Source organism: Pseudomonas baetica (assembly GCF_002813455.1).
Lineage (GTDB): Bacteria > Pseudomonadota > Gammaproteobacteria > Pseudomonadales > Pseudomonadaceae > Aquipseudomonas > Aquipseudomonas baetica.
The window spans coordinates 5871289-5886333 of the sequence record NZ_PHHE01000001.1 but is presented as its reverse complement, the minus strand read 5'-3'; the positions used below and the strand labels follow the sequence as shown (position 1 = coordinate 5886333).

11 protein-coding genes and 1 pseudogene are annotated in these 15045 nt (G+C 58.8%); 7 read left to right on the top strand and 5 right to left on the bottom strand.

What is annotated here, in order from left to right; translation table 11 throughout:
• Positions 1-70 precede the first annotated feature (70 nt).
• Positions 71-1414 (top strand): aminodeoxychorismate synthase component I, encoded by a 1344-nt coding sequence (gene pabB / locus ATI02_RS27285; RefSeq protein WP_100847889.1) that lies wholly within the window; start codon positions 71-73, stop codon positions 1412-1414.
• Positions 1415-1501: 87 nt separating this feature from the next.
• Here pabB and thrH read toward each other — a convergent pair whose 3' ends face one another.
• A complete protein-coding gene (gene thrH, locus ATI02_RS27280) occupies positions 1502-2119 on the bottom strand; it encodes a bifunctional phosphoserine phosphatase/homoserine phosphotransferase ThrH (protein ID WP_095189423.1) in 618 nt (205 codons plus the stop codon).
• A 164-nt stretch (positions 2120-2283) separates the two neighbouring features.
• Between thrH and ATI02_RS27275 the strand changes: the two genes are divergently transcribed.
• The 3 genes from ATI02_RS27275 to ATI02_RS27265 all read left to right on the top strand — a co-directional run bounded on the left by ATI02_RS27275 (position 2284) and on the right by ATI02_RS27265 (position 5918).
• Positions 2284-3018: a phosphoadenylyl-sulfate reductase gene (locus ATI02_RS27275; protein ID WP_100847888.1), complete on the top strand. Its 735-nt coding sequence runs from the start codon at positions 2284-2286 to the stop codon at positions 3016-3018.
• A 577-nt stretch (positions 3019-3595) separates the two neighbouring features.
• Positions 3596-5134: an NCS1 family nucleobase:cation symporter-1 gene (locus ATI02_RS27270; protein WP_100847887.1), complete on the top strand. Its 1539-nt coding sequence runs from the start codon at positions 3596-3598 to the stop codon at positions 5132-5134.
• A gap of 55 nt (positions 5135-5189) precedes the next feature.
• Positions 5190-5918: an aspartate/glutamate racemase family protein gene (locus ATI02_RS27265; RefSeq protein ID WP_095189421.1), complete on the top strand. Its 729-nt coding sequence runs from the start codon at positions 5190-5192 to the stop codon at positions 5916-5918.
• A 120-nt stretch (positions 5919-6038) separates the two neighbouring features.
• Here ATI02_RS27265 and ATI02_RS27260 read toward each other — a convergent pair whose 3' ends face one another.
• The gene (locus ATI02_RS27260; protein WP_095189420.1) at positions 6039-6965 is read right to left on the bottom strand and encodes a LysR family transcriptional regulator; all 927 of its coding nucleotides are present in this window, start codon (positions 6963-6965) and stop codon (positions 6039-6041) included.
• 126 nt (positions 6966-7091) lie between these two features.
• Here ATI02_RS27260 and ATI02_RS27255 point away from each other — a divergent pair, with 126 nt between their 5' ends.
• Positions 7092-7838 carry a 3-oxoacyl-ACP reductase family protein gene (locus ATI02_RS27255; protein ID WP_095189419.1) on the top strand — a complete coding sequence of 249 codons (747 nt, stop codon included), beginning with the start codon at positions 7092-7094 and terminating at the stop codon, positions 7836-7838.
• Between the two features lie 83 nt (positions 7839-7921).
• On the opposite strand, the gene ATI02_RS27250 is transcribed toward ATI02_RS27255, so the two are convergent.
• Positions 7922-8617, bottom strand: a complete 696-nt coding sequence (locus tag ATI02_RS27250) for an HAD-IA family hydrolase (protein ID WP_100847886.1) — start codon at positions 8615-8617, stop codon at positions 7922-7924.
• Between the two features lie 245 nt (positions 8618-8862).
• Between ATI02_RS27250 and ATI02_RS33400 the strand changes: the two are divergent.
• Positions 8863-13731 (top strand): annotated as a pseudogene (locus ATI02_RS33400) (RHS repeat-associated core domain-containing protein).
• The gene (locus ATI02_RS27240; RefSeq protein WP_100847885.1) at positions 13728-14114 is read left to right on the top strand and encodes a hypothetical protein; all 387 of its coding nucleotides are present in this window, start codon (positions 13728-13730) and stop codon (positions 14112-14114) included. Before ATI02_RS33400 ends, ATI02_RS27240 begins: the two are co-directional and overlap by 4 nt.
• 112 nt (positions 14115-14226) lie before the next feature.
• Here ATI02_RS27240 and ATI02_RS32865 read toward each other — a convergent pair whose 3' ends face one another.
• Together ATI02_RS32865 and ATI02_RS27230 are read right to left on the bottom strand one after the other, a co-directional pair.
• Positions 14227-14409 (bottom strand): hypothetical protein, encoded by a 183-nt coding sequence (locus ATI02_RS32865; protein WP_100848508.1) that lies wholly within the window; start codon positions 14407-14409, stop codon positions 14227-14229.
• 106 nt (positions 14410-14515) lie between these two features.
• Positions 14516-14938, bottom strand: a complete 423-nt coding sequence (locus tag ATI02_RS27230) for a glycine zipper domain-containing protein (RefSeq protein WP_100847884.1) — start codon at positions 14936-14938, stop codon at positions 14516-14518.
• Between the last annotated feature and the right edge of the window lie 107 nt (positions 14939-15045).

Here is a 15045-nt window from a genome sequence, read left to right as displayed (position 1 = left end):
CCCCTCTAGGAGCAATTCCCACAGAAGACTACAATCCCCACCCCGCCTCGATGGCCGATCTGCCCCGCCCATGTTGACCTGTTCCGTACACCCACTGCCCTACCGTGCCAATCCCGCCGACTACTTCGCGGCAATCCGCAACGCCCCCGGTGCCGTGCTGCTCGACAGTGGCCGGCCGAGTGCCGAGCGTGGCCGTTATGACTTGCTCAGCGCCTGGCCGATGGAACAATTGGCGGTGTCGCCGGATGAAAGCGGCAGCCATTTTCTGCAACGCTTGCGCGACATTCTGAGCCGTTTGGGTGAAGCGCACATACCTGCCGGTTATGAACTGCCGTTCGCCGGCGGTTTGATCGGTTACCTGAGCTATGACTTCGGTCGGCACCTGGAAAACCTGCCGAGCCAGGCACGGGATGATCTGCAATTGCCCGACGCGCGGTTCGGGTTGTATGACTGGGCCTTGGTCAGCGATCACCAGAACGCCACCAGCCAATTGGTCTTTCATCCGTCGGTGGGCGACAGTGAGCGGCAACGCCTGATCAAGCTGTTCTCTGAACCGGCCTCGACCTCGCTGACACCGTTCACGCTGAACCAGCCGATGAGCGCCGACCTTTCGGCTGACGACTACCGTCAGGCGTTCGAACGCATTCAGCATTACATTCAGGCCGGCGACTGTTATCAGGTCAACTTTGCCCAGCGTTTCCGTGCGCAATGCCAAGGCGATCCATGGCTGGCCTATTGTGCGTTGCGCAAAGCCTGCCCTACCCCGTTTTCCGGTTTCCAGAGCCTGCCCGACGGCGGCGCTGTGTTGAGCCTGTCCCCAGAGCGCTTCGTCAAAGTCAGCCAGCGCCAAGTGGAAACCCGCCCGATCAAGGGCACCCGCCCCCGTGGCCTGACGCCCGCCGAAGACGCCGCCAACGCCGCCGAACTGCTGGCCAGCCCCAAGGATCGCGCGGAGAACCTGATGATCGTCGACTTGCTACGCAGCGACCTCGGTCGCAGCTGCCGCATCGGCTCGGTGCGGGTGCCGGAGTTGTTCAACCTGGAAAGCTATCCGAACGTGCATCATCTGGTCAGCAGCGTGACCGGCGAACTGGCGCCGGATCGTGACGCGCTGGACCTGATCGCCGGCAGCTTCCCCGGCGGCTCGATCACCGGCGCGCCGAAGATTCGCGCGATGCAGATCATCGATGAGCTGGAGCCGACCCGGCGCGGGTTGTATTGCGGCTCGCTGCTGTATCTGGACGTGCGCGGCGAGATGGACAGCTCCATCGCGATTCGCAGTCTGCTGGTCAAGGATGGGCAGGTGTGCTGCTGGGGTGGCGGCGGGATTGTCGCGGATTCGGACTGGCAGGCCGAGTATCAGGAGTCGATCACTAAAGTGAAAATCCTCCTGAAAACCCTGCAGAACCTCTAAAAGCATCGCGAGCAAGCCCGCTCCCACACTTGGAATGCATTTCAAATGTGGGAGCGGGCTTGCCCGCGAAAGCGTCCTTCCAGACGACTACAAACTCAGGTCGCGATTAGAAGCCTTGAGGAATTCCTGTTTCAGTTCATCGAAGGTGTGCACCGCCGGAAACTGCGGGAACTCACGGATCACATTGTCCGGCGCATGGAACAGAATCCCCGCATCCGCTTCGCCCAGCATCGTCGTGTCGTTATACGAATCCCCCGCCGCAATCACCCGGTAATACAAACTCTTGAACGACAGCACCGACTGCCGTTTCGGATCTTTCTGACGCAACTGATAGCTGGTTACCCGCCCGGTTTCATCAGTAATCAGACGATGGCAAAGCAAGGTCGGGAAGCCCAGTTGGCGCATCAGCGGCTGGGAGAACTCATAGAAGGTGTCCGAGAGAATCACCACCTGGAAGCGCTCGCGCAGCCAGTTGACGAACTCCACCGCGCCGTCTAGCGGCTTGAGCGTGGCGATCACTTCCTGAATGTCCGACAGCTTCAAGCCGTGTTCATCGAGAATGCGCAGACGCTGCTTCATCAGCACGTCGTAGTCGGGGATGTCCCGGGTGGTGGCCTTGAGGGATTCGATTCCGGTTTTTTCGGCGAAGGCGATCCAGATTTCCGGCACCAACACCCCTTCAAGATCCAGGCAAGCAATTTCCACAAAACACTCCCGTTTGTATTGATTATTTGAGTCGAGCGAAGCCGAACTCTAGCGACTCAAACTCAAGCACGCAACGCACAGGACGCCCCGAGCGCCGCCACTTTTTGTTAACATCGCCGCCATATAGAGCGCCCAGCGCCACCGACCTGTAGGAAGCCGCCCTGATGAGCCCAACGTTCGATGTCGTGGAACTCGCCACGACCTATGCCAACAAATCCGCTCAAGACATCCTTAAACTCGCGTTTGCCGAGTTCGGTGATGAGCTGTGGATATCTTTCAGTGGCGCCGAGGATGTGGTGCTGGTGGACATGGCCTGGAAGCTGAACAAAAACGTCAAGGTGTTCAGCCTCGACACCGGCCGCCTGCATCCGGAAACCTATCGCTTCATCGATCAGGTGCGCGAACACTACAAGATCGACATCGAACTGGTCTCGCCGGACTACACGAAACTCGAGCCGTTCGTGAAGGAAAAAGGCCTGTTCAGCTTCTACAAGGACGGCCATGGCGAATGCTGCGGGATCCGCAAGATCGAACCGCTGCGGCGCAAACTGTCTGGCGTCAAAGCCTGGGCCACCGGCCAGCGCCGCGACCAGAGCCCGGGCACGCGCAGCGCCGTTGCCGTGATGGAAATCGATACGGCGTTCTCCACGCCGGAACGCACCCTGTACAAGTTCAACCCGCTGGCACAGATGACCAGCGAAGAGATCTGGGGCTACATCCGCATGCTTGAGCTGCCGTACAGCAGCCTGCATGAACGCGGCTTCATCAGCATCGGTTGCGAACCGTGCACCCGCCCGGTCCTGCCAAACCAGCACGAGCGCGAAGGCCGTTGGTGGTGGGAAGAAGCGACCCAGAAAGAATGCGGGTTGCATGCGGGGAATATCATCAGCAAGGCGTAAACCTTTGCCGCAATGACGTCCCCTGTGGGAGCCGGCTTGCTCGCGAAAGCGGTCTTTCAGTCACTGGATTTGTTGACTGAAAAGACGCCTTCGCGAGCAAGCCCGCTCCCACATTTGTTTCGCAGTGGCACGCCAAAAATGTGTACACAGGAATGTCACCATCAGTGCCATTTATGTGTGCACTTTTTATTTGCGCGCCCTGAAAAGTTACATCCCTTCTAAAAAGCCCGTTCGTTCCATCCCCGCCATACCCTTCTGAAAAAAATAAATACCTGTTCAAGTGGTCAATTTTTACTCACCTGATTTCAGGCACTTAGCGTCAGTCGATAACCTTTCGAAATGAGCGACGCTATTCATAGATCGCCAACTGGCATAGTTCTGGCTTTAGTGCATACATGTTTTGTATACAAAACTGCAAAACATGCACACTTTCGATCCGCAAGCCTGAAGCGCCCTATCCCGTACAGGCTGCAGATGCCCCGTAACCAGTGATGCTTTCACTGCCGCGACGAAGATATGTCGAGCCCGACGGCTCATGCACAGTCATCGCGGCCCTGAACATCAGGAGCCTGCCGGAATGCGTACAAGTCTCTCGAATAACATCGCGCTGAATCTGCCCTCCTCTGCCCTCGATCAACCCTTGCCCCACGACGGGCTGGACGAGCCGCTGCAACTGAGCCCGCGCCTGCACAACAGCGACCTGGCACCGACCAAGGCCGAAGGTCGGCGCTGGGGCAAATACAGCATCTTTGCCCTGTGGACGAACGACGTGCACAACATCGCCAACTATTCATTCGCCATCGGCCTCTACGCGCTGGGCCTGGGCGGCTGGCAGATTCTGCTGTCGTTGGGGATCGGTGCGGCGCTGGTGTACTTCTTCATGAACCTGTCCGGTTACATGGGGCAGAAAACCGGGGTGCCGTTTCCGGTGATCAGCCGGATCAGTTTCGGCATCCACGGTGCGCAAATTCCTGCGCTGATCCGGGCGGTTATCGCCATCGCCTGGTTCGGGATTCAGACGTATCTTGCGTCAGTGGTGTTTCGCGTGTTGCTCACGGCAGTGCATCCCGGCTTCGCCGATTACGACCACAACTCGATCCTCGGCCTGTCGACGCTGGGCTGGGTGTGTTTCGTGGCGATCTGGTTGGTGCAACTGGCGATCCTCGCCTACGGCATGGAGATGGTTCGCCGCTACGAAGCGTTTGCAGGTCCCGTGATTCTGCTGACTGTTGCCGCTCTCGCCGTGTGGATGTACACGCAAGCCAACGCGACCATCGCCTGGTCAATTCGCGAACCACTGACCGGCGGCGAGATGTGGCGCAACATTTTTGCCGGCGGTGCACTGTGGCTGGCGATCTACGGCACGTTGATCCTCAATTTCTGCGATTTCGCCCGCTCCTCGCCGTGCCGCAAGACCATCAAGGTAGGAAATTTCTGGGGCTTGCCGGTGAACATTCTGCTGTTCGCGGCAATTACCGTCCTGCTGTGTGGCGCGCAATTTCAAATCAACGGCCGGATCATCGAAAGCCCGACCGAGATCATTGCCTCGATCCCCAACACGTTCTTCCTGGTGCTGGGTTGCCTGGCGTTCCTGATCGTCACGGTGGCGGTGAACATCATGGCCAACTTCGTCGCCCCGGCGTTCGTGCTGAGCAACCTGGCGCCGAAGTACCTGACCTTCCGCCGCGCCGGGCTGATCAGCGCGACCATCGCCGTGCTGATCCTGCCGTGGAACCTCTACAACAGCCCGTTGGTGATCGTGTACTTCCTGTCCGGTCTCGGCGCCCTGCTCGGCCCGTTGTACGGGGTGATCATGGTCGACTACTGGCTGATCCGCAGAGGCCGGATCAACGTCCCGCAGCTCTATAGCGAAGACCCGAATGGCGCTTATTACTACAGCCGAGGCGTCAATTTACGCGCCGTGGCGGCGTTTATTCCGGCGGCATTGATCGCCATTGTTCTGGCCCTGGTACCGGGTTTCCACAGTGTTTCGCCATTCTCCTGGCTGATCGGTGCCGGCATCGCCGCCATGCTCTACCTGATCATCGCCAAACGCCAAGCGCACTACGCCGACGTCAGTGGCGAAGCCATCGCAGTCGACAACGTCTGTCACTAAACCTTTGGCGGCCCGCTTTTCGGGCCGCAGAACCACCCTGCCATAAGGACTTTCCATGCGTATTCTCGTGGTCAACGTCAACACCACCGAATCCATCACCCAGGCCATCGCCCGCTCGGCGCAGGCCGTCGCCTCACCCGGCACGGAGATCGTCGGCCTGACGCCGCACTTCGGCGCCGACTCGATTGAAGGCAACTTCGAAAGCTATCTGGCCGCCATCGCCGTAATGGATCGGGTGATGTCTTACGATCAGCCGTTCGACGCGGTGATTCAGGCCGGCTATGGCGAACATGGCCGTGAAGGCTTGCAGGAACTGCTCAACGTGCCAGTGGTGGATATCACCGACGCGGCGGCCAGTACGGCGATGTTTCTCGGTCACGCTTATTCGGTGGTGACGACGCTGGATCGCACCGTGCCGCTGATTGAAGATCGCCTGAAACTCTCTGGCCTTTGGGATCGCTGTGCATCTGTGCGGGCCAGTGGCTTGGCGGTGCTGGAACTGGAACATGAGCCACAACGCGCGCTGGAGGCGATCGTGCATCAGGCTGAACTAGCAGTGACACAGGACAAGGCCGAAGTGATTTGCCTCGGTTGTGGCGGTATGGCCGGGCTGGATGAGCAGATTCGTCGACGTACCGGGGTGCCGGTGGTGGACGGAGTGACGGCGGCGGTGACCATTGCGGAGGCGCTGGTGCGCTTGGGGTTGTCGACGTCCAAGGTGCGGACATATGCGACGCCGCGCCCGAAGAAGATCATTGGCTGGGCGGAGCGGTTTGCTCGCTGAGTTCATCATCGGAGACCGAGTCGACCCATTCGCGAGCAGGCTCGCTCCCACAGGGGAAATGCATTCCAATTGTGGGAGCGAGCCTGCTCGCGAATGGGGCAACTCGGTCTCAAGCCTTGCTCAAACAGCACTGAACCGCTGAGCCAGCCCCTGCTGCGCAAACTGCTCAATCACAAAATCCACAAACGCCCGCGTCTTGCCCGGCAACAATTTATGCTCGGCGTAGTAGATCGAAATATTGCCGTCATCGATGTACCAGTCCGGCAGCACCCGCTGCAACGTGCCCGCCTCCAGATAACCCACCGCAAACGGCATGCTCACCAGTGCAATCCCCAGACCTTGCGCCGCCGTCGCGCAGGCTGCCTCGGAATCGCTCATGGTCATTCGCGTCTTCAGGGTCAGTGGTCGACAGAGCTGACTGCCACTACTGATCAACTGCCAAGAGCGCACTCGACCGGTTTGCGGCGAACGAATCAGAATGCCATCGTGATATTGCAGGTCGTCCGGCTCGGCGATCGCCTCGTGCTTTTCCAGATAGTCAGCAGACGCCACCAACACGCGATGCGCGGGTGCCAATTTGCGTGCGACGACGCCTTGGGGCAATTCAAACCCTCCGCCAATCGCCGCATCGAACCCCTGCCCGATCAGATCGACCTGACGGTTATCAAAATGCCAATCAGGATTGATCGCCGGAAAACGACGTAAAAACTCTTCCAGCAACGGCACGACGTACAAGCGTCCGAACACCGTGCCCATACTGACTTTCAAAGTCCCCGCTGGCAGGCCTTCGACACTGGCCAGATTAGCCACCGCGTTCTGGATGGTCGTCAGACTGGCACTGACCTGACTCAAAAATAGCTGCCCCGCCTCGGTCAACGTCAGGCTACGCGTACTACGCTGAAACAAGCGCACGCCGAGCCGCGCCTCAAGTTTCGCCACACTTTTACCGACCGCCGCCGGGGTCAGGCTCAAGCGCCGTGCCGCTTCGGCAAAGCTGCCGACTTCAGCGCTGCGCACGAAGCATTCGATACTGTTGAAGTTTTCCATGCTCACCACTGTAAACTTTCGGTTTACACAGACTATAGCAATCATGGGCTAGTGGGTTGTGGATCAGAGGTCGATACTCGGCTCCAACAACAAGGCTTCCCGCCTTGAATATTCTGGAGATCGAACATGACCACTCAACACCTCGGCGGCAAAGTCGCTCTGATTCAAGGCGGTTCCCGCGGTATCGGCGCCGCCATCGTCAAACGCCTGGCCGCTGAAGGCGCTGCAGTTGCCTTCACTTACGTCAGCTCCAGCGCAAAAGCTGAAGAATTGCAGAACAGCATCACCGCAAACGGTGGCAAAGCCCTGGCGATCAAAGCCGACAGCGCTGACGCCGCAGCCATCCGTCATGCCGTCAGCGCCACTGTCGAAGCCTTTGGCCGCCTCGACATCCTGGTCAACAACGCCGGCGTACTGGCCGTCGCCCCGCTGGAAGACTTCACTCTGGAAGATTTCGACCAGACCCTGGCGATCAACGTGCGCAGCGTATTCATCGCCTCGCAGGAAGCGGCCAAACACATGGGTGAAGGCGCCCGCATCATCAACATCGGCAGCACCAACGCCGACCGCATGCCCTTCGCCGGTGGCGGTGTGTATGCGATGAGCAAATCAGCACTGGTCGGCCTGACCAAAGGCCTGGCCCGCGATCTCGGCCCACGCGGCATCACCATCAACAACGTGCAACCCGGCCCGGTCGACACCGACATGAACCCGGCGCACGGCGAATTCGCCGACAGCCTGATTCCCTTGATGGCCGTGGGTCGCTACGGTAAAGCCGAAGAAATCGCCAGCTTCGTCGCCTATCTGGCGGGGCCGGAAGCCGGCTACATCACCGGTGCCAGCCTGACCATCGACGGTGGTTTCGGCGCCTGACCGGTCTGCGTCGTCTGTACGAAAAACGCCGCCCCTCCTTTAACGGAGGGGCGGCGTTTTTTGTTTATCGAATGATCGCTCGATCAGCTCCACTCCAGTGCCGGCAGGCCGCAGGCGCTCGGGATAAACCCTTTCAATGAGCGAAGAATCCCGTCGGCGTGGGCGTATTTTTCATCAGCCATGGCCGCATCGGGAATGGCGATCGCGGTCATCCCTGCCGCTTTCGCAGCCGTCACGCCAAACGGCGAGTCCTCGAACACCAGACAATCCTCAGGCGCTACACCCAGGCGACGTGCTGCGGTGAGGAAAATATCCGGTGCCGGTTTGGCCGCACCGACTTCCGGATCGTCCGCCGTAACGATGAAATCGAATAGCGCAAACCAGTCACGGTGCAACGTGGTCTTCTGACCGAACGACTGACGCGACGAACTGGTACCCACGGCGATTGGAATGTTGTGCGCCTTGAGGTGGCGAATCAGCTCCTCGGCACCGGGCATGGCTTGCGCCGTGGGAAAACGCTCACGCATCAGCGGCTCGCGGATCACCAGAAATTCTTCGGCGGTGATTGGCAGATCCAGCGCTTGCACCACGTAGTTGGCCAGATCGTTGGCGCCACGGCCAATGATGTTCTGCTTGATGCTCCAGTCGAAAGTCCGCCCGTAGCGCCCGGCAATCAGCGAGGTGACCTCGGTGTAAATGCCCTCGGTGTCCAGCAACAAACCGTCCATATCGAAAATCACGGCCTTTATCGGGCCGAACGCCTTCAGCGGTGCATTCATCATCGGATCCGTTATCAAAGACATCCCGGGCGGCGAATAGCGCCGCGGCGCGGATCTGATTAATGGGTTCAGCAGCATAACGAGCGCAGCAGACATTGAGCAACGGTCAATGTCCGTTGTGACGATGAACAACTCGCGAACATTTAGCGAAACATCCTACAAGCATCGCCTACTCGCCCGACTTCTTTCCTGATTGATCCCCCGCAAAGTCCCCGCACCTTTTTGACGTGCGCGAGAGACTGCGAATGCTTCCACCCGATCGGCTTCTGCCCCTGAACAACAGCATCGGCCTGCTGGTGGTTGCCGCCCTCAACCCCCAACACCCCGACTTCGACACCCTGATCCGCGAGTTCCGTCTGTGCCTGAACAACTACGAGGCCTGGGCCGAGCAGTTCTGGACAGGAACCGCGCTGGATGTCGAACAGGTATTTACCGTCGGCAACGACGTGCGCCTCAGTGCGCCACTGGGGTCCCGCAAACCACTCAGTTCATCGGTGGTCATGTGCCCCGCCAGTGGGCCGCTGACGTTGGTGCACATGTTCGACGCCGCGCGGTTCGTGCCAATTGGCAACACCCCGGTAACGCTCGAACCTGTGGTTGCCGATGTTGGCGGTGTTCTGACCTTTGGCGAACCGCTCAATCACACCATCGGGCCAAGCGGCATTCTGCAAGTCAACGATTGTGATCGGGGCCAGCGTTATCGCATCACCTTCTTTCCCGATGTTTCCCCCGATCATGTCAAGACGTTGTATGCCTCCTATCAGGGCATCATCGATGGCCTTGAGGGCTGGTTGCGCGGTGAGTGGACAGGGTTTCAACCGCTGTGGACGGCGTTTTCCAGCGCAGGATTTGTTGACCGTTACGGTCAGTTGCAACAAGCCGATTGGCGCGGTTTCGAGAGCGCCCTGAATGGCGTTTGGGATGACATCAGGCAAGTGTTCGCCCTGCTTGCCGACTTGCAGGCCAACAGCGAAAAGCTGCTGGAATACCTGAGCGATAGTGAACTCCAGGCACTGCTGCAAGCCTCCAGCTAGGCCATCGCCAACGGTCTGCTGATCCTCAGCGACGAGCCGCTGCTGTTCATTCATCTGGCTGCGTTCACCAGTTGGCTGAAGATGCTGCCGCCGCAATATCTGGCCGAAGTGGTTGCCGAAGTTCGTGTCGAACTGCTGATCAGCTTTCTGCTGATGGGGTTGTCGGGTGGCGTCGGCGTGCCCTTGCGTTTGAGCAGCAAGGTGCTGGCAAAGATCAAGTCGCCGAGGGCGCGGGAATGGTTGGCGGCGTCCGCGTTGCGGCTGGCGGAGCTGACTTCTGCGCCGCAACTGAATAACCACGCGGGCGCTTTAAAGCCGCTGATGTTCCACGCGCGTGACGTTGAGCTGAAACCGACGCCGTCGATACCGCTGAACATTCGTCAAGCCGATTCGCTCGTGTTGACGGTGCCGAACCCGGCGCCTCTTGCGCGAGACAAGTCTGGCGGTTCGAGCCGGATGGAGCGTCATGAGCCTCATGACGACGCACCGAATCAGGCGAAAAACCCCAACGGCGACAGCGCCGATTGCGTGCCCTCGACCTGCACCAATGGCTGCCCGGTGTCGATGGTCACGGGTGAAGAACTGTTGACCCTGACCGATGGTGTGCTCGATGGCGTGTTGCCGTTCGAGTTCACCCGGTTGTATCGCACCAGCGCCGCCGAGATCGATGTCGGGCTGGGTTTTGGCTGGAGCCATTCGCTGGCGCATCGGCTGGAGTTTGATGGCGATTTTGTTGTTTGGGTGGATCACGAAAATCGTCGCACGCAGTTTCCAGCGCCGAATGTCGAGCGGCCGGCGATTCACAACAGTCTGTCGCGGGCGGCGATTTTTCTCGGGGATGAACCGCAGGAGTTGATTCTTGCGCTGGCGGGGGATGCGGCGCGGTTTTATCACTTTCGCACCGGGCGGCTGACGGCGATCAGTGATGCGTATGACAACCGTCTGCGTATTTTGCGGGATCGGCAGGATCGCATTGAGCGTTTGGACAATGGCGCGGGCCGGGCGTTGTTGTTGCGTTACGACCGCTCACATCTGATCGCGGTTGATTACCAGCGTTTTGACCCGTCGCAGAACCTGGCCGAGCCTTGGCTCACTGAGCAAACCCTCGTCAGTTACCGCTACGACGCTTATCAGCACCTGATCGAAGCGTGTAATGCCGTCGGCGACAGCGAGCGCTACGACTACGACGATCAACACGTCATCCTCCAGCGCCAGTTGACCGGCGGCGCGAGTTTCTTCTGGGAGTGGGAACGGGCCGGGAAGTCGGCGCGTTGCGTGCGCCATTGGGCGTCGTTCTCGCAGATGAACACGCGTTATGTCTGGAGCGACGACGGCAGTGTTGCGGTGCATTACGTCGACGGCACCGAAGAAACCTACGTCCACGACGACCGGGCACGACTGGTGCGCAAGGTCGAGGCTGACGGTGGCGAGCACCTCAAGGCTTACGACGATCAGGGCCGATTGATCGCCGAGCAGGACCCTTTAGGCGCCATCACCGAATACCGCTACGACGATGTCGGACGGCTGATCGCGCTGCTTCCGCCGGATGACGAGCCAACGTCCTACGAGTACCGCAACGGTTTCCTGCACAGCCGCTCGCGTGGCGAAGCAGTGTGGACGTATCGGCGCAATGCCCAGGGCGATGTCACCGAAGCGGTTGATCCTGACGGTCATGTCAGCCATTACCACTACGACGCCCGTGGGCAATTGCTATCGATCCGTTACCCGGACACCAGCCGCCATGTGCTGGTGTGGAACGACCTCGGCCAACTGACTGAAGAGACGCTGCCCGACGGTGGCGTGCGGCGTTTTTCCTACGATGCGCTCGGGCGACGGAGCACAACGCAGGACGAACATGGCGCGATCACGCGTCAGCATTGGGACGCCGTGGGCCGACTGGTGCATACCACGTTTGCGGGCGGGGCCACCCGTGCCTACAGCTACGGCTCATATGGTCAAGTCACGGCTGAACGCGACGAACTCGGGCGCATCACCCGCTACGAATATGACGACGACCTGCATCTGGTTTCGCGGCGGATCAACCCAGACGGCACGCGGGTGCAGTACCGCTACGACCATGCGCAACTGCTGCTCACCGAGATCGAAAACGAGTCCGGCGAAAAGTACCGTCTGGACTACACGTCCACCGGACTGATCCGACAGGAAACCGGCTTCGACGGTCGGCGCACGGCCTACGCCTATGACCTCAATGGTCACCTGCTGGAAAAGACCGAGTTCGGCGATGACGGCTCGACGTTGGTCACCGGATACGAGCGCGATACCGCCGGACGCTTGCTGATCAAAACCCTGCCGGACGGGATCAAGGTCGAATACCGCTACGACCGCCTCGGTCGTTTAACCGGCGTCGACGACGGCCAGAAACACCCACTGGCCTTCGAATACGACCTGCAGGACCGGCTGATCACCGAGCATCAAGGCTGGGGCACCCTGCGTTACACCTACGACGCCTGCGGCCAGCTCAAGCGCCAGCGTCTGCCGGACAACAGCAAGCTCGATTACCACTACGCCAAGGGCGGTGCGCTGACCGCGATCCACCTCAACGGCGCGCCACTGACGCAGCATGTCTACCGCGCCGGTCGCGAACAGCATCGTCAGCAAGGCCTGCTGCTCAGCGAATATGCCTACGACGATCAGGGCCGTTTGCTCGCTCACGCCGTAGGCCATGAGCACGCTTCGTTGTATCGGCGCGATTATGCCTACAGCGCCAACGGCAATCTGCAACACATCGCCGACACCCGCCACGGCCAGCGCACCTACGGCTACGACGCCCTCGACCGGCAGATTCGCGTACGACACTCACGCGATGAACTGCCGGAATCCTTCGCTCACGACCCGGCCGGCAACCTGCTGATGCAGGACCGCCCCGGCCCGACGCAGATAAAAGGCAACCGCCTGCTGATGCAGGGCGACCGCCACTACGACTACGACGCCTTCGGCAACCTGATCCGCGAACGCCGTGGCACCGGGCAGAAACTCGTCACCGAATACCGCTACGACAGCCAGCACCGGCTCATCGGCCTGACCCGTCCCGACGGCAAAACCGCGACGTACCAATACGACGCCTTCGGCCGACGCATCCGCAAAACCGTCGACGGCACCACCACCGAGTTCTTCTGGCAAGGCGATCACCTCGTCGCCGAAAGCAGCCAAAGCCAGTACCGCAGCTACGTCTACGAACCCGGCACCTTTCGCCCGCTGGCGCTACTCGATGGCAAGGGCCCGAAAAAAGCCTGCCCGTTCTACTACCAGCTCGACCACCTCGGCACCCCGCAGGAACTCACCGACTACAGCGGCGAAATCGTCTGGTCGGCGCAATACGACGCCTACGGCAAAGTCGCCGCGATCACCCTCGCCGGCGAGGACTACCTGGACCAGCCGCTGCGCTTTCAGGGGCAGTATTTCGATGGGGAAAGTGGGCTGCATTACAACCGGCACCGGTATTACGACCCAAGGCTGGGACGGTATTTGACGCCGGACCCGATCAAATTGGCGGGTGGGATTAATCAGTACCAGTACGTGCCGAATCCGACGGGGTGGGTGGATCCGTTGGGGTTGAGTGATTGTCCGGGTGGGGATAATTGCGGAAAACCCTCACGTGAAGTCCACACTTTTAGCAAAGTCGGTGTAGAGGAAGGGGCACCTGCAACTCCAGCCCCGAAACAAGAAAACCATTATTTGTACCGAGGCGATGATCGAGAACCATGGGAAATTTTTGATGCCGGATTTGAACCATGGGGCGATAGTAAAGATCTTTTCCTGCATGCTTTGGACAATAAAATTCCACCAAGCTGGTATGTGAGTACTTCTTTCTCAGAACAGCAGGCAGCAAAATTTGCTACGGGCTACGGCATTGCCGACGGTTACATATATGTACTGAAGAACGTTAAAGGGATTGACGTAAACAAAGAACTTGGTGCCCTTTCACCCCATCGACGTGAAGTAGAAATTGCAGTTCCAGGGGGTATTAAAAGTAAAGACATTGTAGGAGCCACGCCAGTCTACGAAGATGGCAGCTATAAAGGTTATTCAGTGCTCAACCCAAACAGGAGTAAACAATGAAACCGATAGAAATTCAGATTAAAACAGCTGAAGGTCTGGAAGCAGCTTTTATTGAATGTGACAGAAGGAATAGAGCGCTAACATTTACAAGAAAAGATGGCCTAAAAAAAACCTATACGTCTTACGATCTTTATGGCTGTTTTGGTGCGCTGAGGTCAGAATTTCCAGAGGTTACTTTTTTATGTAAGGGTTCTAAAATCAACGTCCACCCGTCAAGCATGAGTTCACAAATGTCCTGCGGACTTACTGCCTATGAGCTCCGTGAAGGACGTCCCTCAGAAGAGGAAGATATAGTTCGCATTTTCGATTACGAAGACAGAGACCTAACAAATAACATAGAGGACCAAAAGGCGTTCTATCGTGCATGGTTAAAGTCCTTTTAATTCATGACACCACACAACTCTACCTAACACTCACAGGGCCTGCACCGACAGGCCCCTGAGAATTAAAGGCTTTAACACGCTAGCGACCCCGGGGAGTAACCCGTGCATTCGCTCACTGCTCATCTTCATCCTCATCAAACTCGCCATCCAATTCATCATCCGAATCAATCAGCGGCACCGGAGCATCCATCTGCGACCCCGGATCCTCATTCCCCGGATCATTGATAAACGGCAGTCCACTTGGACCTTTCTCTTCCTTGCCTTCGGTTCGGGAGTCATGGCAAACCTCATGTATTCGCGGAGTGTATGACGTTCGAAAGGCCCTGCTGCCAATCGTTCCCGAGTCGAACCTGCAGAAACGGAAAACCCGGCACAAGGCCGGGTTCCTATCCAATCATCAATCAATGATGTTTGTTTTTATGCTTGTTCTTATGCTTATGACCACCATCAGAATGAGACTTCCCACCATCGTCACCCAAGTTGTTGCCCACCGCACCACCCGCCGCGCCACCCAATCCGGCACCAACAGCCGAACCGGTCGAACCGCCCAGGCTGTTACCGATCACTGAGCCGCCAGCTGCACCAAGGCCACCACCAATGGCGGCTTCCGTACGACTGCGTTTATTCGCGCCGACGGCGCTGCCCGCCGCGCCACCCACACCCGCACCGACCGCAGCCCCCGTGCTGCCACCGAGTTGCCCGCCGACCACATTGCCCAGCACGCCACCCAGCCCACCGCCAGCCGCTGCGGAACCATCCCCGGCCGCCATCGCGCCCTGGGCAACCAACAATCCGAAAAACAGTGCAGATAATGACAAACGCATATGAACCTCACAGTTCCCGAATCGGGACAGTCCGACGAAGTATGGACTTATATACGATTGGAGACGTTTTCCGTAAAAACGTTCAGGCATGAAAAAGCCCGGCATCA